The organism is Nonomuraea sp. NPDC049684 (assembly GCF_044465345.1).
Classification (GTDB): domain Bacteria; phylum Actinomycetota; class Actinomycetes; order Streptosporangiales; family Streptosporangiaceae; genus Nonomuraea.
The window spans coordinates 456,780-473,457 of sequence record NZ_JBITLO010000006.1 but is presented as its reverse complement, the minus strand read 5'-3'; the positions used below and the strand labels follow the sequence as shown (position 1 = coordinate 473,457).

Annotated in this window: 19 protein-coding genes and 1 pseudogene; 13 read left to right on the top strand and 7 right to left on the bottom strand. The window is 70.8% G+C overall.

Annotation, left to right across the window (positions count from 1 at the left end):
* Nucleotides 1-87: 87 nt before the first annotated feature.
* Both ACIBST_RS22570 and ACIBST_RS22565 read left to right on the top strand, forming a co-directional pair.
* A complete protein-coding gene (locus tag ACIBST_RS22570) occupies nt 88-237 on the top strand; it encodes a hypothetical protein (RefSeq protein ID WP_397174217.1) in 150 nt (49 codons plus the stop codon).
* A gap of 753 nt (nt 238-990) precedes the next feature.
* Complete coding sequence (locus ACIBST_RS22565; RefSeq protein ID WP_397174215.1) at nt 991-1,488, top strand: GNAT family N-acetyltransferase; 498 nt, start codon at nt 991-993, stop codon at nt 1,486-1,488.
* A gap of 30 nt (nt 1,489-1,518) precedes the next feature.
* On the opposite strand, the gene ACIBST_RS22560 is transcribed toward ACIBST_RS22565, so the two are convergent.
* Nucleotides 1,519-2,448, bottom strand: coding sequence for a radical SAM protein (locus ACIBST_RS22560; protein ID WP_397174214.1), 930 nt, complete (start codon nt 2,446-2,448; stop codon nt 1,519-1,521).
* A 96-nt stretch (nt 2,449-2,544) separates the two neighbouring features.
* Here ACIBST_RS22560 and ACIBST_RS22555 point away from each other — a divergent pair, with 96 nt between their 5' ends.
* From ACIBST_RS22555 to ACIBST_RS22545, 3 genes are read left to right on the top strand one after another with little or no spacing between them, the layout of a single operon-like run.
* Complete coding sequence (locus ACIBST_RS22555; protein ID WP_397174212.1) at nt 2,545-2,868, top strand: DMT family transporter; 324 nt, start codon at nt 2,545-2,547, stop codon at nt 2,866-2,868.
* A 52-nt stretch (nt 2,869-2,920) separates the two neighbouring features.
* Nucleotides 2,921-3,475 carry a GNAT family N-acetyltransferase gene (locus tag ACIBST_RS22550; RefSeq protein WP_397174210.1) on the top strand — a complete coding sequence of 185 codons (555 nt, stop codon included), beginning with the start codon at nt 2,921-2,923 and terminating at the stop codon, nt 3,473-3,475.
* Nucleotides 3,472-3,768 carry a DUF952 domain-containing protein gene (locus tag ACIBST_RS22545; RefSeq protein WP_397174208.1) on the top strand — a complete coding sequence of 99 codons (297 nt, stop codon included), beginning with the start codon at nt 3,472-3,474 and terminating at the stop codon, nt 3,766-3,768. The genes ACIBST_RS22550 and ACIBST_RS22545 overlap by 4 nt, the downstream gene beginning before the upstream one ends.
* Here the strand turns inward: ACIBST_RS22545 and ACIBST_RS22540 are convergent.
* Together ACIBST_RS22540 and ACIBST_RS22535 are read right to left on the bottom strand one after the other, a co-directional pair.
* Nucleotides 3,756-4,130, bottom strand: a complete 375-nt coding sequence (locus ACIBST_RS22540; protein WP_397174206.1) for an STAS domain-containing protein — start codon at nt 4,128-4,130, stop codon at nt 3,756-3,758. The two genes, ACIBST_RS22545 and ACIBST_RS22540, sit on opposite strands and share 13 nt — an antisense overlap.
* A gap of 272 nt (nt 4,131-4,402) precedes the next feature.
* Entirely contained in the window at nt 4,403-4,693 is a 291-nt protein-coding gene (locus ACIBST_RS22535) for a hypothetical protein (protein WP_397174205.1), read from the bottom strand.
* A 358-nt stretch (nt 4,694-5,051) separates the two neighbouring features.
* Between ACIBST_RS22535 and ACIBST_RS22530 the strand changes: the two genes are divergently transcribed.
* The gene (locus ACIBST_RS22530) at nt 5,052-5,624 is read left to right on the top strand and encodes an SGNH/GDSL hydrolase family protein (RefSeq protein WP_397174203.1); all 573 of its coding nucleotides are present in this window, start codon (nt 5,052-5,054) and stop codon (nt 5,622-5,624) included.
* An 18-nt stretch (nt 5,625-5,642) separates the two neighbouring features.
* Here the strand turns inward: ACIBST_RS22530 and ACIBST_RS22525 are convergent, their stop codons facing one another.
* Both ACIBST_RS22525 and ACIBST_RS22520 read right to left on the bottom strand, forming a co-directional pair.
* Entirely contained in the window at nt 5,643-5,975 is a 333-nt protein-coding gene (locus ACIBST_RS22525) for a hypothetical protein (RefSeq protein WP_397174201.1), read from the bottom strand.
* A gap of 540 nt (nt 5,976-6,515) precedes the next feature.
* Nucleotides 6,516-6,890, bottom strand: a complete 375-nt coding sequence (locus ACIBST_RS22520; RefSeq protein ID WP_397174199.1) for a nuclear transport factor 2 family protein — start codon at nt 6,888-6,890, stop codon at nt 6,516-6,518.
* A 285-nt stretch (nt 6,891-7,175) separates the two neighbouring features.
* Here ACIBST_RS22520 and ACIBST_RS22515 point away from each other — a divergent pair, with 285 nt between their 5' ends.
* The 5 genes and pseudogenes from ACIBST_RS22515 (at nt 7,176) to ACIBST_RS22495 (ending at nt 12,659) form a co-directional block, all read left to right on the top strand.
* A complete protein-coding gene (locus ACIBST_RS22515) occupies nt 7,176-8,900 on the top strand; it encodes an enoyl-CoA hydratase-related protein (RefSeq protein ID WP_397174197.1) in 1,725 nt (574 codons plus the stop codon).
* Between the two features lie 16 nt (nt 8,901-8,916).
* The gene (locus tag ACIBST_RS22510; RefSeq protein WP_352326032.1) at nt 8,917-10,446 is read left to right on the top strand and encodes a UDP-N-acetylglucosamine 1-carboxyvinyltransferase; all 1,530 of its coding nucleotides are present in this window, start codon (nt 8,917-8,919) and stop codon (nt 10,444-10,446) included.
* A gap of 103 nt (nt 10,447-10,549) precedes the next feature.
* Nucleotides 10,550-11,578 (top strand): tyrosine-type recombinase/integrase, encoded by a 1,029-nt coding sequence (locus tag ACIBST_RS22505; RefSeq protein WP_397174196.1) that lies wholly within the window; start codon nt 10,550-10,552, stop codon nt 11,576-11,578.
* 133 nt (nt 11,579-11,711) lie between these two features.
* Nucleotides 11,712-11,867: pseudogene (locus ACIBST_RS22500) on the top strand (dienelactone hydrolase family protein); the annotation flags it as partial.
* A 258-nt stretch (nt 11,868-12,125) separates the two neighbouring features.
* Entirely contained in the window at nt 12,126-12,659 is a 534-nt protein-coding gene (locus tag ACIBST_RS22495; RefSeq protein WP_397174262.1) for a dienelactone hydrolase family protein, read from the top strand.
* A gap of 17 nt (nt 12,660-12,676) precedes the next feature.
* Here ACIBST_RS22495 and ACIBST_RS22490 read toward each other — a convergent pair whose 3' ends face one another.
* Together ACIBST_RS22490 and ACIBST_RS22485 are read right to left on the bottom strand one after the other, a co-directional pair.
* Nucleotides 12,677-12,928 carry a helix-turn-helix domain-containing protein gene (locus ACIBST_RS22490; RefSeq protein ID WP_397174194.1) on the bottom strand — a complete coding sequence of 84 codons (252 nt, stop codon included), beginning with the start codon at nt 12,926-12,928 and terminating at the stop codon, nt 12,677-12,679.
* A gap of 68 nt (nt 12,929-12,996) precedes the next feature.
* The gene (locus tag ACIBST_RS22485) at nt 12,997-14,250 is read right to left on the bottom strand and encodes an alpha/beta hydrolase family protein (protein ID WP_397174192.1); all 1,254 of its coding nucleotides are present in this window, start codon (nt 14,248-14,250) and stop codon (nt 12,997-12,999) included.
* A 181-nt stretch (nt 14,251-14,431) separates the two neighbouring features.
* Between ACIBST_RS22485 and ACIBST_RS22480 the strand changes: the two genes are divergently transcribed.
* Nucleotides 14,432-15,946 (top strand): histidine kinase, encoded by a 1,515-nt coding sequence (locus ACIBST_RS22480; protein ID WP_397174190.1) that lies wholly within the window; start codon nt 14,432-14,434, stop codon nt 15,944-15,946.
* Nucleotides 15,947-15,974: 28 nt separating this feature from the next.
* The gene (locus tag ACIBST_RS22475) at nt 15,975-16,637 is read left to right on the top strand and encodes a response regulator (RefSeq protein WP_397174189.1); all 663 of its coding nucleotides are present in this window, start codon (nt 15,975-15,977) and stop codon (nt 16,635-16,637) included.
* Nucleotides 16,638-16,678: the final 41 nt, after the last annotated feature.

The following is a 16,678-nucleotide window of genomic DNA, read 5'->3' as shown; positions in this document are numbered from 1 at the left end:
GACAATCCACGGCCCGCCGACACTGAAGACCCCTTGGGGACACAACCCACGGGGCTCTCGACGATCACGAACACAGGAGGCGGCATCATGCCCAAACTCGTCACCAAGACCGCAGCGATCGGCGCGGCGATCCTCGCCATTCTGCCGACCGTGGCCTCGGCCGCTCACGCCACCACCAGCGACGGCAAAAGGACAGCCCCCACCATCTCGTACCCGACCGTAAGAAAATGTCGATGACCACCCCAGCGACGACCGGATCGGCAGGGGAGGCTGCCTGAAAGTGGCCGCGGCGGGAACTGGCCCGTTCAGGCCGAAGGTCCAGCGCCACCCTCACTGCTCTGCTCCACGCCCGGCGCCCATGGGCGATGGCGATCCCAATCTTCACAAACGCTGAGAGTGCTCTGCATGCCGCAGTCGGGACATCGGTAGTACTTGTCCCTTGACCGGACCTTCTGCCAGAACGCCACCACCACAGCGACGGCCACCGCAGAGGCCAAGCCGATGTCCGCGGCCGCAGGCGTCACGGCTGTTCCCACCGCGACCAATCCGCCCCACACGATCAACCCCATGACCGAGAAAACGACGGGCCTGTTGACGGTACGCCTCCGCCCGGATTCCACGACCGGCCGAGGCGTGACCGGCGTGGCGCTGAGCGCTTCCCACAGCATGCCGCACTCCAAGCAGCGCCATGGCGCCGTCTCGTGGGCGCCGTCGGGGCGGATGCAACGGTGAGTGCTCAACGGCGTCCTCCGTGTGACGGTCAGGGCGGATCGGTCTGCCGCGCGTGGCGCCACTGTGTCACACGCGTCCATCCCTACGTCGCCGTACGGACGGCACGTCGTCCCGCTCCACGCAAGGAGTGATCGCCATCGCACGACAGCCGGCCGACGTCACAGACGGGGGAGAGGAACCACACCGCGAACCCGGCCACCCCACGACAACCGCCCCCGTCAGCATCCAAACCACCCACCACCCCTTACAGTGTCGTCGGTGAAGATCCGCGAAGGCCGCCCCGGCGACGACGCCGTCGTCCTGACCATGTTCGACAGCGCCGTGCAATGGCTCGTCAGCCAGAACCGCACCGGCCAATGGGGCACCCGCCCCTTCACCGGCGACCCCAAACGCACCCGGCAAGCCGCCGACTGGCTCGCCGCCGGCGGCATGCGCATCGCCGAGATCGACGACCAACCAGCCGGCTGCATCGTCGTCGGCGACGCCATGCCCTACGTCACCCCCGCCACCGAACCCGAGCTCTACGTCCAGGTCCTCGTCATCGACCAGCGCCACGCCGGCCGATCCGTCGGACGACACCTCCTGCAATGGGCCCTGCAAGAAGCCCGCGACCACGGCCTGGGACTCGTCCGCGTCGACTGCTACGCCGGCGACGACGAACGCCTCATCGCCTACTACGAAAGCTGCGGATTCACCCGCGACCAGCCCTTCACCGTAGGGGAGTGGCCCGGCATGATCCTCCGCCAACGCCCCTGAACCCGGACCGACCCCGCCCCAGCCCGGCTCTCACACCAGCGCCAACTGGGCCGCCGACGGCCCCCGACCCACCGGCTCCGGCGCACCGCACCGCATCCCATAAACCCGGCACAACTGCGCAATCTGCCCCGTGATGCGCTGCTCATAACCGGGGGAGGGGAACCCCGCCCGATCGTAGAGCTCCTCATAACGCTCCACCAGATGCGGATGCGCCCCAGCCAACCACCGCATGTACCACTGCCGCGTCCCCGGCGGCAACCGCAACACCACCGGCTCCACCGCCACCGCCCCCGCACCCGCGATCCGCCGCACCGTCGCCGTCAACTGATCAGCCGCATCACTCAGCAACGGCAACACCGGAGCCATCAGCACCCGGCACTCCACCCCCGCCTCCACCAGCGCCGACACCAACTCCAACCGCGCCTGCGCCCCCACCGCACCCGGCTCCACCGCACGCCTGATCCGCTCGTCCACGAACGCGATCGACACCGCCACCCGCGCACCCGCCCGCGCCAGCACCCGCGCATCCCGCAACACCAGCGCACTGCGCGTATACACCGTGAACGGCACCCCCGCCGCCCCCAGCGCCGCCACCACCCCCGGCATCAACCGATACGTCTCCTCAGCAGGCTGATAACCATCACCCGCCACCCCCACCGCCAGCGGCTCGCCCTCCCACCGCCCCAACTCCGACCGCAACCGCTCCACCACATTCGCCCGCACCACGATCCGCGAGTCGAAATCAGCCCCCGCATCCAACCCCAGCTTGCGATGACCCGCCCGCGCCCCACACCCCAGACACGCATGCGCACAACCCCGATAAGGCGAAACCGCCCACCGCTCGACGATGCCCGCACTCCCAGGCACCCGCTCGATCACCGTACGGGCCTGCGTCTCATAAAAACCGTCACGCACCACCGCCCGCCGCTCGATCAGCGGCCGCTCATCGACCGCCTCCACAAGCGCCAGCGCATCCCAACCCACCCGACCAGTGGAACACGCATTCGACTACCTTTTCAAGCCGAACCCACAACACCCACACCCCGAAGGAACCCCATGGCCTGGATCCTGCTCGCCCTCGCCATCGCCTCCGAAGTCCTCGCCACCACCGCACTCAAACTCAGCAACGGCCTGACCCACATCGGCTGGACCATCGCCGTCGCCACCGGCTACATCACCTCATTCGTCCTGCTCGCCCGCGCCCTCAAACTCCAACTCGACATGGGCACCGCCTACGCCATCTGGTCCGGCGCCGGCACCGCCGCCATCGCCATCATCGGCGCCACCCTCATGGGCGAAACCCTCACCCTCACCAAGATCAGCGGCATCCTCCTCATCATCGGCGGCGTCATCGTCCTCAACCTCGCCGGCAGCCACTGAACCCCACCCAAAACCGATTGAACGCCCCCCACCCCCTCCCTACACTGCCCCCGTGCTCACACCCCCGTACCCCCTCACCACCCCCCGCCTCCACCTACGCCCCTTCACCCCCGACGACCTCGACGCCCTCCACGCCTACGAATCCCGCCCCGACGTCGCCCGCTACCTCTACTGGGAACCCCGCGACCGCCCCACCACCCGCACCTCACTCGACAAAAAAATCACCCGCCACACCCTCCACCACGAAGGCGACGCCCTCGACCTGGCCATCACCCTGCGCACCACCGGCCAACTCATCGGCAACGCCCTGCTCATCTGGACCAGCGCACAACACCGCCAAGGCGAGATCGGCTACGTCCTGCACCCCGACCACCACGGCCACGGCTACGCCCCCGAAGCCACCCGCCCCCTGCTCCACCTCGGCTTCACCCAACTCGGCCTCCACCGCATCACCGGCCGCCTCGACACCCGCAACAAACCCTCAGCCCGCGTCCTGGAAAAACTCGGCATGCGCCACGAAGCCACCCTCGTCGACAATGAGATCGTCAAAGGCGAATGGACCAGCGAAACCATCTACGCCATGCTCGAAACCGAATGGACCCCATGACCCTCCACCACCTCGCCCTGCAAACCGACTGGGAACACGCCCAGCAAGCAGGGGAGTACCGCATCTCCACCCTCGGCCACACCCTCGACGACATCGGCTTCATCCACCTCAGCGCCGACCACACCCAACTCCGCACCGTCCACGACACCTACTACACCGCCGTCACCCAACCCCTCCTCGTCCTCGACATCGACCCCACCGGCCTCGACATCCGCACCGAGAACGGCTACCCCCACCTCTACGGCCCCCTCCCCGTCACCGCCGTCACCGCCACCCACCCCTACACCCCCTGACCCCCCGTCCACCCCATCGCCCGCAACAACCGCAACACATGCGGCGGCGTCCCCACCAACTGCGTACGCCCCGCCCGGCACGACACCACCAGCAACCGCGCCCCCTCCACCCCCAGAAAATCCAGCCCGCTCACATCCACCACCAGCGACTCGTCGATCCGCCGCGCCCGGCCCAGCGTCTCGGCCAGCGCCACCTGGTTCGTCGCGTCCACCTCGCCCACCAACCGGATGATCGACGGACCCGGCATCGGGCAGCACGTGATGCGCAACTGGTGATCGACATAGAGCAGATGGGGGAGGGACGCACACCCGAGGGGGTCCGGGGTATTCACGACAAAGCCGCCATTCCCGGGCTCTCGCATGCCCGGTATCGGAAGAGGGGAGTGGACCGTGGACCGCGCGGCCGTGACGCACGCCGGGACCGCCGACCCCTCTGCACCAAGGCGGCCCCGCCGAGGCCGGAGGGGTTTCACGCCCCCTATTCACACACCCGCACCCCGACAGCATAGAGCAGCCGTCCGACCGCCGTGCGTAATCACGGGGATCTCCGGAGCCGCACGACCAGCCCTTTTGCGGACGAACTACCCAAACCGCACAGAATCCACGTTCTGTTCGGTATGAGTAGTTTGTCCGGCTAGAGGCGGTTCACGAAGCGGGAGGCGGCACGCTGGCTCATCCCGGTCTCGCCGCGTACCAGGAAGACGGCTTCCTGGATCTGGCCGAGCGCCTTGAGCTCCCTAGCCTGGTCCACCAGGTCGACGCTGGGGTTCGGACGGTTGCGGGGGCTCTTGGTGAACCGGACGGCCAAGATGATCAGCCAGATGACGGCGGCGACGACGACGGCCGTGAGTGCGACGAGGCCGGCCGTCGAGGCGGCCAGGGCCGGCGGGGCGGCGAGGAACTGGCTGGACGTCAGGCTGGGCATGGTGGAAATCTGCCCGGCGGGTGACTGTTCATGCGGGGTGTTTTTGCTGTGCCGTGGCGTGTGGCTGGTTGCTCGATAATGAACATTATGTCAAGTAGATCGGATTGAGGGCCTCCTCCGCGCTTCCCTGTCGCGGGTGGGTGGGTTCGACAGTTGTGTGGTGGAGCGTGGGATCGCCGTCGCCGGAGAGGTGGATGGGCGCCCCCGCTTCTGATGCCTGAGGATCGGGGGCGGGTTCCGGCGCTGCTTCGTGGCGGTGCGTGTTTCGGGTGGTACTCCCCCGTGGGGCGTGGGGCCGGTGATCGTCTAGCCTTTCGTGCGTTGTTGTCTTGGCTGTGGTGAGCGGGGTGGTCGGCGGATGGGCACGGTGTGGCTGTTCACGGGTGACAGCGTGACTCAGGGGGCGTTGCACACGTTCGGGTGGCGTGACTACACGCAGTTGTTCGCCGAGCGGGTGCGGTTCGAGTTGAACCGGCCGTCCGATGTGGTGATCAACACCGGGGTGAGCGGTCAGAGGGTCTCTGAGCTGGATGTGGAGCACGCGGTGTTGCGTCATCGGCCCGATGTGGTGGTGATGATGTTCGGGCTCAACGACTGTGTGGCCGGGCCGGAGGGTCTTGCGGCTTTTGCCGGTGACTATGCCGCGGTGGTCTCCCGGGTGCGGGAGGCGGGTGCGAGGGTGGTGCTTCAGACGCCCAATCAGGCGCCGGAGTCCGGTTGGGCGGATCTGCCGGCTTATGCCGAGGTGGTGCGTTCGCTGGAGGCGGATGTGCTGGTGGATCATCATGCGGCCTGGGATGGCGGCGAGCATTGGATGGGGTCCGGGTGTCATCCCAATGAGTACGGGCATCGGGCGTTGGCGAGGAATCTGCTGCGGGCGCTCGGTCTGTGGGAGCCGGTGGGGGTGAGTGGGTCGCTGTTCATCCCGTGAGGGGTGGTCGGGTGCCTTTCAGGACGGGATGGGCGGGCATTCGAGGACTTCGATGGAGTTTCCTGGCATCAGGGCGATGTGTGGGTGGTCGCTGAAGAGCTGTGCCGCGTCGTGGTGGGTTTCGGCTTGCACGATGGCGTATCCGGTCTTGGTGTCGGTGAAGTCTTCGATGCCTTGGGTGGTCACTCGTTTCTTGTGGAAGAGGGGTGCGCCGGGGTCGATCAGGGCGTGTTCGTTGTTGTGGGCCCATGCTGCCCATGCGTGCATGAATGCGGTCTGTTGCTGGTCGGTGAGTTTCGCCTTGTCGGTGTGGTCGGCCGTGCCGTGGAGGATGGCGAGATATTTGCCCATGGGCGGAGGGTAGCCGAGGACCTCCTGGTTCGAGGGTGAGGCTGGTGTGGGGTGGGGTGTTGGCGGGCGTTGCTTGTGGGGTTGGTGGGAAGTTTTTTCGTGGGTTTTCGCGTTGTTTGTGATCTTGGCGGGTGAATTGGGATTGCGGGGGTGATCTGGGGTTTCGTGGGGTGGTGGGGTGGTGTGGCGGGGCTCTGCTGGGGGCTGACGGGGGCTTTGACGGCGTGTTGATTCACTGTCTTTGTCATGTTCGGTGGTTTTAGGGTAGAGCTCCTGCTATTCGCTCAGCGAGAGGAGCAGCACGTGGGGAACCAGTCGGTTTTATGTCCGGTGTGTCAGGGGGTTCTGCCTGCTTCCGACAGGGAGGCGTACACCCCGATGCGGGGGCGGTTGATCCTGACGAACGGTTATTGCGGGGGTGGGCACGCCGAGCGGCGTGTCGAGGTGGCGGAGGCCGAGGAGACGCGGCAGGTGGCGCGTCCGTTGCCGGTGCCGGGGGTTGTTGCGCCGGTGCCGATGGGGCGGCGCTGATTTGTCTGGTCATCGGTGGCCTGGGGTGGTGTGCCAGTAGTCGCGGGTCTGTGTGGCCAGGCCGTCGGGGTTGAAGCGGGCGAAGACGCAGCCCGCGAGGGTGATGGGGTGGCCGTTGTCGAGGGCGTGGACCCGGTATTCGATGGCGGCCTGGTCGCCGTCGACGATGGGGGTGGTGAAGGTGACGTGGGGGTCGCTTTCGCCGGTGAATGACTGCCGGATGTAGTCGGCGATGGCGTCTTTTCCGTGGTGGGGTGGGCGGAAGGGCATGCTGGTGTGGGTGGCGTCGTCGCTGTAGAGGGCGATGATGGCGGTGGTGTCGTGGTGGGTCCAGCCGTGTTGCCAGGTGTCGGCGAAGTGCTGGGCGGCGGTGCGGGTGTCCATGTGATCCATTGTGTGCGGTGGGTTTCGGGTGGGGTTCCTGGTCGGGGTTGAGGTGTCTCCCCCGCCAGGATTTTTTTCGGGCATATCAGGGCAATTTGGCTGCTCAGCTCGGTTGTCTGCGGTGATTTGTCAGCATCGGTGGAAGATTCGTGTCAACATCTAGAGATGCCTGGGCCTTATGGGACTGCCGTTAATGCCGGTACTGGTGGTGTTCGTCCGCTCGCGATCGGTTGACGCCTCTCCCCTGCCCGCTGCCCTTGACGTCTCGGCGAAGGAAGTTCCGCGTTGCGCATCCTGCTCCTGTGTTCCTCGTTCAACGGCCTGACCCAGCGTGCCTGGCTGGAGCTGCGGCGGGCCGGCCATGATGTGAGCGTCGAGCTGGCGATCTCCGAGCGGGTCATGGTGGAGGCGGCCGAGCTGGTCAAGCCGGACCTGATCATCTGCCCGTTCCTGAAGGAGCGGGTGCCGGAGGCGTTGTGGCGCGGGCACCGTACGGTGATCATCCATCCTGGGCCGCCCGGGGACCGGGGGCCGTCCTCGCTGGACTGGGCGATCGCCGAAGGCGAGCGCGAGTGGGGGGTGACGGCGCTGCAGGCGGTGGAGGAGATGGACGCCGGCCCCATCTGGGGGTGGCGGACGTTCCCGATGCCGTCGGAGCCGCCGCGCAAGTCGGCGCTGTACAACGGGCCGGTGGCCGACGCGGCGGTGGAGCTGGTGGCGGAGGTCGCGGCCAAGGCCGCCGACCCGTTGTTCGCGCCGGCGCCGCTGGACTACCGCTCCCCCGGTGTGACGGGGCGGCTGCGGCGGCCGATGCGGCACGCCGACCGGGAGTTCTCCTGGGAGCAGCCGGCCGAGGAGATCGTGCGGCTGGTGCGGGCGGCCGACGGCGCGCCGGGCGGCCGGGCCCGGTTGTGCGAGCTGCCGGTGCGGGTGTTCGACGTGCACCGGGGTCCCGATCTGGCCGGCGCGCCGGGGGCGGTGGCGGCCCGGCGTGAGGGCGCGGTGCTGGTGCACACCGGTCAGGGGACGGTGTGGGTGGGCCATCTGCGCCTGGAGGCCGGCCCGGAAGCGGGCTCCCAGGCGGGCGGGGTGAAGCTGCCGGCGACGATGGTGCTGGGTGAGCGGCTGGCGGGCGTGGGTGAGCGGGCCGGCTACAGCGAGATCACCTACGAGCGCGGCGAGGAGGTCGGGGTGGTGAGCTTCGACTTCTACAACGGCGCGATGTCCACCGACCAGTGCCGGCGGCTGGCGGCGGCGTTGCGGTACGCGGCGGCGCAGGACACGCGGGTGCTGGTGGTGCGCGGTGGCGAGGTGTTCTCCAACGGCATCCACCTGAACGTGATCGAGGCGGCGCGTCATCCGGAGGTGGAGGCGTGGATGAACATCAACGCGATCAATGCGGTGTGCCGGGAGATCGTGGGGTGCACCTCGCAGCTGGTGGTGACGTCGATCGCGGGGAACGCGGGGGCGGGCGGGGTGATGATGGGGCTGGGCGCCGACCGGGTGATCGTGCGGGAGCCGGTGGTGCTCAATCCGCATTACCGGACGATGGGGCTGTTCGGCAGTGAGTTCTGGACGTACGTGCTGCCGCGGCGGGTGGGGGCGCAGGCGGCGGCGGAGCTGACCGGGCGGGCGTTGCCGGTGGGGGCCGCCGAGGCGGTGGAGCTGGGGCTGGCCGACCGGATGGCGGGCGGTTCGCGGCAGGAGTTCGAGCGGCGGGTGGTGGACTTCGCCCACCGGCTGGCCCAGGACTCCTCCTACGAGGCGTTGCTGGCGGCGCGGCGGCAGGCGCGGGAGGCCGACGAGCGGCGCAAGCCGCTGGACGCCTACCGGGCCGAGGAGCTGGCGGAGATGAGCAGGGACATGTTCGACGACCGCAACGGGTTCCGGGCGGCGCGGCGGGCGTTCGTGGGCAAGGCGCGGGCGCAGGCCACTCCCCCGCATCTGGCGGGTCATCGGGAGCTGTCCGGCGCGTCGGGACCCGGGGTCGCGGCGGCATCTCATATGTGAGATATGGTCGTGTGTTGTGGCAGATGATTATCTTGTGCGGATCGGCCGGCTCATCCGGGATGCGCGTCAGCATCGCGGTTGGACGCAGCTCCAGCTGGCCGATGCGCTGGCGACGAGTCAGAGCGCGGTCAACCGGATCGAGCGCGGCAACCAGAACATCAGTCTTGAGATGATCGCCCGGATCGGGGAGGCGCTCGACAGCGAGATCGTGTCCCTGGGGTACGCCGGTCCGATGCATCTGCGGGTGGTGGGCGGGCGCCGGCTGTCGGGCAGCATCGACGTCAAGACGTCCAAGAACGCCTGCGTGGCGCTGTTGTGCGCGTCGCTGCTGAACAACGGGCGCACGATCTTGCGCAAGGTGGCGCGGATCGAGGAGGTCTACCGGATCCTGGAGGTGCTGGCCTCGATCGGGGTGCGGGCGCGGTGGATCAACGAGGGCAGCGACCTGGAGATCGTGCCGCCGGCCCGGCTGGAGCTGGAGGCGATGGACACCGAGGCGGCCCGCCGGACCCGTAGCGTGATCATGTTCCTGGGGCCGTTGATGCACCGTACCGGGGAGTTCCAGATCCCGTACGCGGGCGGCTGCGACCTGGGCACGCGTACCGTCCAGCCGCACATGTCGGCGCTGAAGCACTTCGGGCTGGACATCACCGCGACGGGCGGTTTCTACCACGCCAAGGTGGACGGGGGCGCCGCCCCGGCGCGGCCGATCGTGCTGACCGAGCGCGGCGACACCGTGACGGAGAACGCGCTGCTGGCCGCGGCCCGCCATCCGGGGGTGACGGTGATCCGCAACGCCTCCTCCAACTACATGGTGCAGGACCTGTGCTTCTTCCTGGAGCAGCTGGGCGTGCGGGTGGAGGGCATCGGCACCACGACGCTGACGGTGCACGGGCTGGCCTCCATCGAACGCGACGTCGACTACTCCCCTTCCGAGGACCCGGTCGAGGCGATGAGCCTGCTGGCGGCCGCGGTGGTCACCAGTTCGGAACTGACGATCTGCCGGGTGCCGGTGGAGTTCCTGGAGATCGAGCTGGCGGTGCTGGAGGAGATGGGGCTCGACTGCGACCGCACGGGCGAGTACTGGGCGGCCAACGGGCGTACCCGGCTGGTCGACCTGACGGTGCGGCCCTCCAAGCTGGTCTCCCCCATCGACAAGATCCACCCGATGCCGTTCCCGGGGCTCAACATCGACAACGTGCCGTTCTTCGCCGCGATCGCGGCCGCGGCGCAGGGCTCGACGCTGATCCACGACTGGGTCTACGACAACCGGGCGATCTACCTGACCGAGCTGACCCGGCTGGGCGCCTCGGTCAAGCTGCTGGACCCGCACCGGGTGCTGGTGGAGGGGCCCACGCGGTGGCGCAGCGCCGAGATGATGTGCCCGCCGGCCCTGCGCCCGGCGGTGGTGGTGCTGCTGGCCATGATGGCCGCCGAGGGCACGTCGGTGCTGCGCAACGTGTACGTGATCAACCGCGGCTACGAGGACCTGGCCGAGCGGCTGAACGCGCTGGGCGCGCGCATCGAGACCTTCCGCGACATCTGATTTTCGTCGGTGGCGGCCGCTACCGTCTCCTCTGCAGGCAGCATCCCGCGCGCGGCATCGCGCGCGGGGATGCTGCGTCGCCCACATGTGAGGAGGGGAGCCGGTGCGGCCCGCGGAGCTCGACAGGTTGACGGTGGGACAGGCGGCTGACCGCTACGTGGAGCTGGTGGTGGCCAAGACGTCGACGGGCGCGCTGTCCCCGGCCACGGCCGAGGTCTACGCGCGTGACGTGGCCACGCTGGTGGCGCTGGCCGGGGCCGACGTGGTGCTCGACGACCTGACCGGCGAGGACGTCGATGCGATCTTGCTGGCGTTCGCGCGCAAGCCCGACGCGCGGCAGGCGGGCGGGTCGGGTCCGGGGCAGTCGCCGTCCTCGCAGGCCCGGTTCCGGCGGTCGATCTCGGCGTTGTTCAAGCACGCCACGCTGGCCGGGTGGGTGCAGATCAACCCGATGACGGCGGCGACGGTGACGGCCAAGCAGCGGGGCGGGCTGCGTCCGGAGCGGCGGGCGCTGACGCGGGAGCAGGCCCAGGGGCTGATCGGCGCGGCGCGGCAGTTGCGGGAGGCGCCCGAGCAGGAGGGCAAGCGGCGCGACCAGCGCATGCAGTTGCGCGACGCGGTGATCGTGCTGCTGCTGTCGACGGTGGGACCGCGGGTGTCGGAGCTGGTGCGCGCCAACGTGGAGGACTTCTACACCAACGACGGGGTGCGCTACTGGCGGATCTTCGGCAAGGGCGGCCGTACGCGCGACGTGCCGCTGCCCGACGACGTGGCCGAGGTGTTGCAGGCCTACCTGGCGCGGGGGCGCGGCCAGGTCGCCGGCGCCGACGACGGCAAGGCGCTGCTGCTGTCGTGGCGGGGGCGGAGGCTGGCGCGGGGCGACGTGCAGGCGGTGATCGACCGGGTGCAGCGGCACGTCGATCCCGATCAGCGGCGTTCGGTGACGCCGCACGGGTTGCGGCACACCACGGCCACGCATCTGCTGGCCGACGCGGTCGACATGGACGCGGTGCGGCGGGTGCTGGGGCACAGCGACCTGTCGACGCTGGGGCGTTACCGTGACGAGCTGCCCGGGGAGCTGGAGGTGGCGATGCGGTCGCACCCGCTGTTGCGTGACAAGCCGTCCCGGTAGGGGCCCCGGTCCGGGGGCGATCGGGGTCGTGATGGCGGCCATCGGGGACGTGATTGGCCGGGGGCGGGCGGGGGCTGGTTAGCTCGGCCGCGTGAACGGACAGATCACCACCGGATGGGTGGACATCGCGGGCATGGCGGCCTACACGGCCCTGCCCGTGGGGGTGCGGCGGCCCGTGGGCGTGCTGGTCGCCGGTGAGATCTTCGGGGTGAGCGGGTACGCGCGGCGGATGGCCGACCGGCTGGCCGGGTTGGGGCATGCGGTCGTCGTGCCCGACTTCAACCATCGGCACGAGCTGCGGCCCTCCCCTGCGCCTTCGAGGGCTCCTACGGCTCCTATGGCGGGTCCGGCGACGGCGGGTCCGTCAACAGGCCCGGTGGCGGGGACATCGCCGGGCTCCTCCGTGGGCTCCTCGGCTAACCCGGTGGTGGGCCCCTCAGGGGATGCAACAGCGGGCACTGTGGCGGGCACTGTGGCGGGCTCTTCTACGGGCTTGGTGCAGGAAGGGGGCGAAGCGGGGGCCGGGGTGGCGGTTGCCGTGGATCCGGTGACGGGTGGCCCGCTGGGGCGGGTGGTGGAGTTGCCGGCCGATGCGGCCGGCCGGGAACGGGGGCTGGAGCTGGCCTGGCTGCTGCGCCGGGAGCAGGTGCTCGATGACGCGCGCGCCGCGTCGGAGTATCTGCGGCGCGCGGGCGCCTGGCCGGCCGCGGCGGTCGGGTTCAGCCTGGGCGGGCACGTGGTGTGCTCGGTGGCCGGTGAGCTGGGGCTGGCGGCGGCGGTGGCGCTGTACCCGGGCTGGCTGACGGGCACCGAGCTGCCGCTGAGCCGTCCGGAGCCGACGCTGGAGCGGGCCGCGCGGGCGCCGGGGCGGCTGGTGGTGCTGCTGGGCGCCGACGACCCGATCATCGACGGCGCACAGCAGCGGGCGATCGGCGAGCGGCTGGAGACGGTGGTGTATCCGGGGGCGAGCCACGGGTTCGCCGCCGACGAGCGTGACACCTTCCACCCGGCCTCGGCCCAGGACGCCTGGCGTCGCATCGAGGAGGTGCTGGACGAGGTACGCCGCTCCCGTACGGACTGACCCTCGGCTCGGGTGGGTCAGGTGCGGGCGGGGGTGGCGTGGACGGCCAGGCGGTCGAGGGAGATGCCCAGGACGTCGGCCAGTGAGGCGATGGTGAAGAACGCCGGCGTGGCGATGCGCCCCGTCTCGATCTTGCGGAGGGTCTCGGCGGACATGCCGGCCGCGGCGGCGACCTCGACGATGCTGCGCTCGCCTCGGGCCTGGCGCAGCATGTGGCCGAGCTGCTCGCCGCGCAGCCGCTCCTCGGGGGTCAGCGGGGATCGCACCATGTCCCCCAGCCTACACCCGCGGGATACTTATACCGGTATTGTTATCGCCCCCTTGCGGGGCATCCGGGTCAGGGGATGCGGGACACCTCGGGGAAGCGGCTGTCGGGCTCCTGGAACAGGCGGGTGGGCTTGCCCAGCAGGTGCAGGTCGAAGAACGCCCCGACGTAGGCGCGCTGGGCCGCCACCGACCGCTGCGGATCGATCGTGCCGACGAAGTCGGCGACCGGCACCCCGCCCTGCCTGCCGTCCTGCTTCCCGTCCCCCGCCTTGGGCAGCGCCGCGGCGATCTGCGGCAGCAGCGCCTGCAGGTCGGTGAACGAGCCGTGCGCGGCGCCCTTGAACCGCAGCTCCCGCTTCCACCCGGTCGAGGCGCGCCAGAACGACTTCCAGCTCGGCTCGTTCTCGCGCGTGTGCGTCTGGGCCGCCAGTTGCAGGAACGGCCTGGTCACGCCGGTGGCGGCGACCGGGCCGACGTAGCCGCCGTCGAGGTTGGCCCCGGCGTCCACCCGCGGGTCGTCGTGGACGAGCTGGGCCGCCACCGACCCGCCCAGCGACTGCCCCAGTGCCCCCACCCGCGTCAGGTCCGGCGCGCCGCGCAACCCGGCCGGCATGTCCTCGCCGCCGATGGCCCGTCCCTGCCCCAGGGCCGTGACCTGGTCCAGCACGAACCGCATGTCGGCCAGCCGCGCCCGCGCGTGCCGCTCCAGCAGCGCCTTGATGACGCGCGGGGTGAGCTTGGCCGGCAGCGGCAGCGCGCGCACGACCCGCCCGCCGGGGAACTCCACCTGGTCGGCCTCGTAGGTGTGGTCCACGGTGACGACGAGGTAGCCGCGCGAGGCCAGGTCCTGCACGAGCGTGGTGCCCAGCGTGCGCGGCCCGCCGTCGCCGGAGCCGAACAGCACGACGGGCAGCCGGCCCGCGCCGCGCTCGACCGGCGCGCCGGAACGGGCGGCGGTGCGGGTGGCGGCCCAGTCGACGGCGCCCTTGGCGATGCCCATGGGCGGTGCGGAGTGGCGGTCCCAGTCGGCGGCGGCCAGGGGTGCCATGTGGGGGGCGAGCGGTTGCGTGCCGCTCTTGGCGGGGTACCACAGGCTGACCATCAGCTCGCGGTACGGCTTCGACCGCACCAGCGGGTCGCGGCGGGAGCGGTCGACCAGGCGCAGGGCGACGGTTCCCACCGGGTGGGGGCCGCCGGGCGCGGGCAGGACGACCGTGATCGCCTGCCGCGCCTGCTGTGCCTGTTGCGCGTGCAGGGGGACGGTGGCGGGCGTGAGGGTCAGGGCGGCGACGGCCAGAGGGGCCGCGTACATCTTCACGGGCATGCCGGTGTTCTCCTCGAACGGGACGGAAGGCGGGGGGTGTGCTTCCGAGGCTGGCAGGCAGGCTCGCGAACGGGCCAGCGGCCACGGGCTGACCTGCGGGTACGACTTTCGGATGAGGGGCCGGGATCCTCCTCCTTGCGGAGGATGGGGGGCGCCGGGGCGCGGCCTTTAGGGTGGGCGCATGACTCCGGCCGCCCGCCCGACCGCGCCGCCCCGCTCGACGACCCGCCCAGAGCCCAGCCCAACGCGCCGCTCGGTGACGGGCTCGGTGACGGGCTCGACGGTCCCCCCGACGGTCCCCCCGGCGGTCCGCCCGGCGATCGGCTCGGTGGTCCGTTCGGTGATGGGCTCGGTGCCGCCTGTGGTCGCCGACGCGTTGCTGGCCGTTGTGATCTTCGTGGTCACGCTGGGGCCGGGCCGGGTGGCCGAGGGCGGTCCTGCGGTGCTGGCGCTGCAGGTGGCTCTGGTGGCGCCGCTGGTGTGGCGGCGGCGCGCCCCGCTGCTGGTGCTGTGCGTGATCGGCGGCGCGGCCGCCCTGCAGTGGGCCATCGGGGTGCAGCTTCCGGCCGACGCGGCGTTGCTGGTCGCGCTCTACACGGTGGCGGCCCGCCGCCCGTGGCGGGCGACGCTGGCGGCCGCGTTCGTGCTGGAGACGGGGGTGGTGGCGGCCGCGGCGCGGTGGGCGCCGCCGGGCCGGATGCCGTTGACGGTGGCGGCGCTGAGCGCGATGTCGGCCGCCGCGCTGGCCGCCGGTTTGTGGACGCGGGCCCGGCGCGCCTACGTCGCCTCCCTGGAACGCGACCGCGACCAGCGGGCGCGTCTGGCGGTCGCCGAGGAACGCGCCCGGATGACGCGGGACATGCACGACATCGTCACCCACAACCTGTCGGTCATGGTCGCGCTGGCCGACAGCGCCGCCTACGTTCACGACCGCGCGCCGGGTCAGGCGGTGGCCGCGATGGCGCAGATCGCCGACACCGGCCGCCAGGCGTTGCGCGACATGCGCCGCTCCCTCAGCACCGACCGGGGCACCGAGACAAGCGCCGACAGAGCTGCCGCCCCAGCTGCCGACGGAGCCGCCAGTGGAGCTGCCAGTGGAGCTGCCAGTGGGGGCACCAGTGGAGGTGCCGACAGAGCTGCCAGCGGCTCCGTCGGCGGAGGCGCCGGCCAGGGGGTCGGTGAGGGCATCGGTCAAGAGCAGGAGTCCGGCGTCGCCCCGCGGCATCCGGCGCCCGGCGTTGCCGATCTCGGCCCGCTGGCCGACCGGATGCGCGCCGCCGGGCTGCCGACCCGGTTGAGCGTTGACGGCGACCCCGCCGACGTCCCGGCCGCCGCGCAGCTCACCCTCTACCGGCTGGCCCAGGAGGCGCTGACGAACACGCTGAGGCACGCCCCCGGCGCCAGCGCGCACGTCCAGGTGAATCTGACCCGCATGAGGGCCGACATCGAGATCACCGACGACGGCGGCCGCCCGGCGCCCCAGCGGCCCGCCGGGCGGGAACTGGCCGGGCGGGAACTGGCGGGACGAGGGCTGGCCGGGATGCGTGAACGCGTCGCCGCCTACGACGGCACCCTGCACGCCGGCCCGGCCCCCGGCGGCGGCTGGCGGGTCGCGGCCGCCCTCGACCTGACCGGCCCCCACACGTCCGGCCCTCACACAACCGGCCCGGACGCGACCGGCCCGGGCGCGTCATGAGCCTCGACCTGACCGGCCTGGGCGCGTCATGACCGTCCGGCTGCTGATCGCCGACGACGAGGCGCTGTTGCGCATGGCCTTTCGCATGGTGCTGGACGCCGAGCCCGACCTGCACGTCGCCGGCGAGGCCGCCGACGGCGAGCAGGCCGCCTCGATGGCCCGCCGGCTGCGTCCCGACGTCGTGCTGATGGACGTCCGCATGCCCGGTCTGGACGGCATCGAGGCCACCCGCCGGATCGTCCGGGACTGTCCCGACTCCAAGGTGCTCATCCTGACCACCTTCGACCTCGACGAGTACGCCTTCGCCGGGCTCAAGGCCGGTGCCGCCGGGTTCCTGCCCAAGAACACCCCGCCCGCCGACCTGCTCGGCGCGATCCGCAACGTCGCCGCGGGCGAGGCCGTCCTGTCGCCGCGCGTCACCCGCCGCCTGCTGGACAGGTTCGCCCCCCAGCTCACCCCCGCCCCCCGCGAACAGCACCGGCTGCTGGACCTGCTGACCGCCCGCGAGCACGACGTGCTCGTCCAGGTGGCGCGCGGACTGTCCAACGCCGAGGTCGCCGCCGCTCTGCATCTGGCCGAGGCGACCGTCAAGACGCACCTGAGCCGGGTGCTGCTCAAGCTCGGGCTGCGGCACCGCGCCCAGGTGGTGGTGTTCGCCTACGAGAGCGGCCTGATCCGTCCCTCCTCATGAGCCGGGGGTCAGAGGATTCGGAACGGAATCCGGCGTCAACG

Excerpts from the sequence above, each read along its gene's own strand:
- ACIBST_RS22570 (WP_397174217.1), top strand. The coding sequence starts at position 88 with ATGCCCAAACTCGTCACCAAGACCGCAGCGATCGGCGCGGCGATCCTC.
- ACIBST_RS22555 (WP_397174212.1), top strand. The coding sequence starts at position 2,545 with ATGGCCTGGATCCTGCTCGCCCTCGCCATCGCCTCCGAAGTCCTCGCC.
- ACIBST_RS22545 (WP_397174208.1), top strand. The coding sequence starts at position 3,472 with ATGACCCTCCACCACCTCGCCCTGCAAACCGACTGGGAACACGCCCAG.
- ACIBST_RS22540 (WP_397174206.1), bottom strand. The coding sequence starts at position 4,130 with ATGCGAGAGCCCGGGAATGGCGGCTTTGTCGTGAATACCCCGGACCCC.
- ACIBST_RS22535 (WP_397174205.1), bottom strand. The coding sequence starts at position 4,693 with ATGCCCAGCCTGACGTCCAGCCAGTTCCTCGCCGCCCCGCCGGCCCTG.
- ACIBST_RS22530 (WP_397174203.1), top strand. The coding sequence starts at position 5,052 with ATGGGCACGGTGTGGCTGTTCACGGGTGACAGCGTGACTCAGGGGGCG.
- ACIBST_RS22525 (WP_397174201.1), bottom strand. The coding sequence starts at position 5,975 with ATGGGCAAATATCTCGCCATCCTCCACGGCACGGCCGACCACACCGAC.
- ACIBST_RS22520 (WP_397174199.1), bottom strand. The coding sequence starts at position 6,890 with ATGGACACCCGCACCGCCGCCCAGCACTTCGCCGACACCTGGCAACAC.
- ACIBST_RS22490 (WP_397174194.1), bottom strand. The coding sequence starts at position 12,928 with ATGGTGCGATCCCCGCTGACCCCCGAGGAGCGGCTGCGCGGCGAGCAG.
- ACIBST_RS22485 (WP_397174192.1), bottom strand. The coding sequence starts at position 14,250 with ATGCCCGTGAAGATGTACGCGGCCCCTCTGGCCGTCGCCGCCCTGACC.
- ACIBST_RS22480 (WP_397174190.1), top strand. The coding sequence starts at position 14,432 with ATGACTCCGGCCGCCCGCCCGACCGCGCCGCCCCGCTCGACGACCCGC.
- ACIBST_RS22475 (WP_397174189.1), top strand. The coding sequence starts at position 15,975 with ATGACCGTCCGGCTGCTGATCGCCGACGACGAGGCGCTGTTGCGCATG.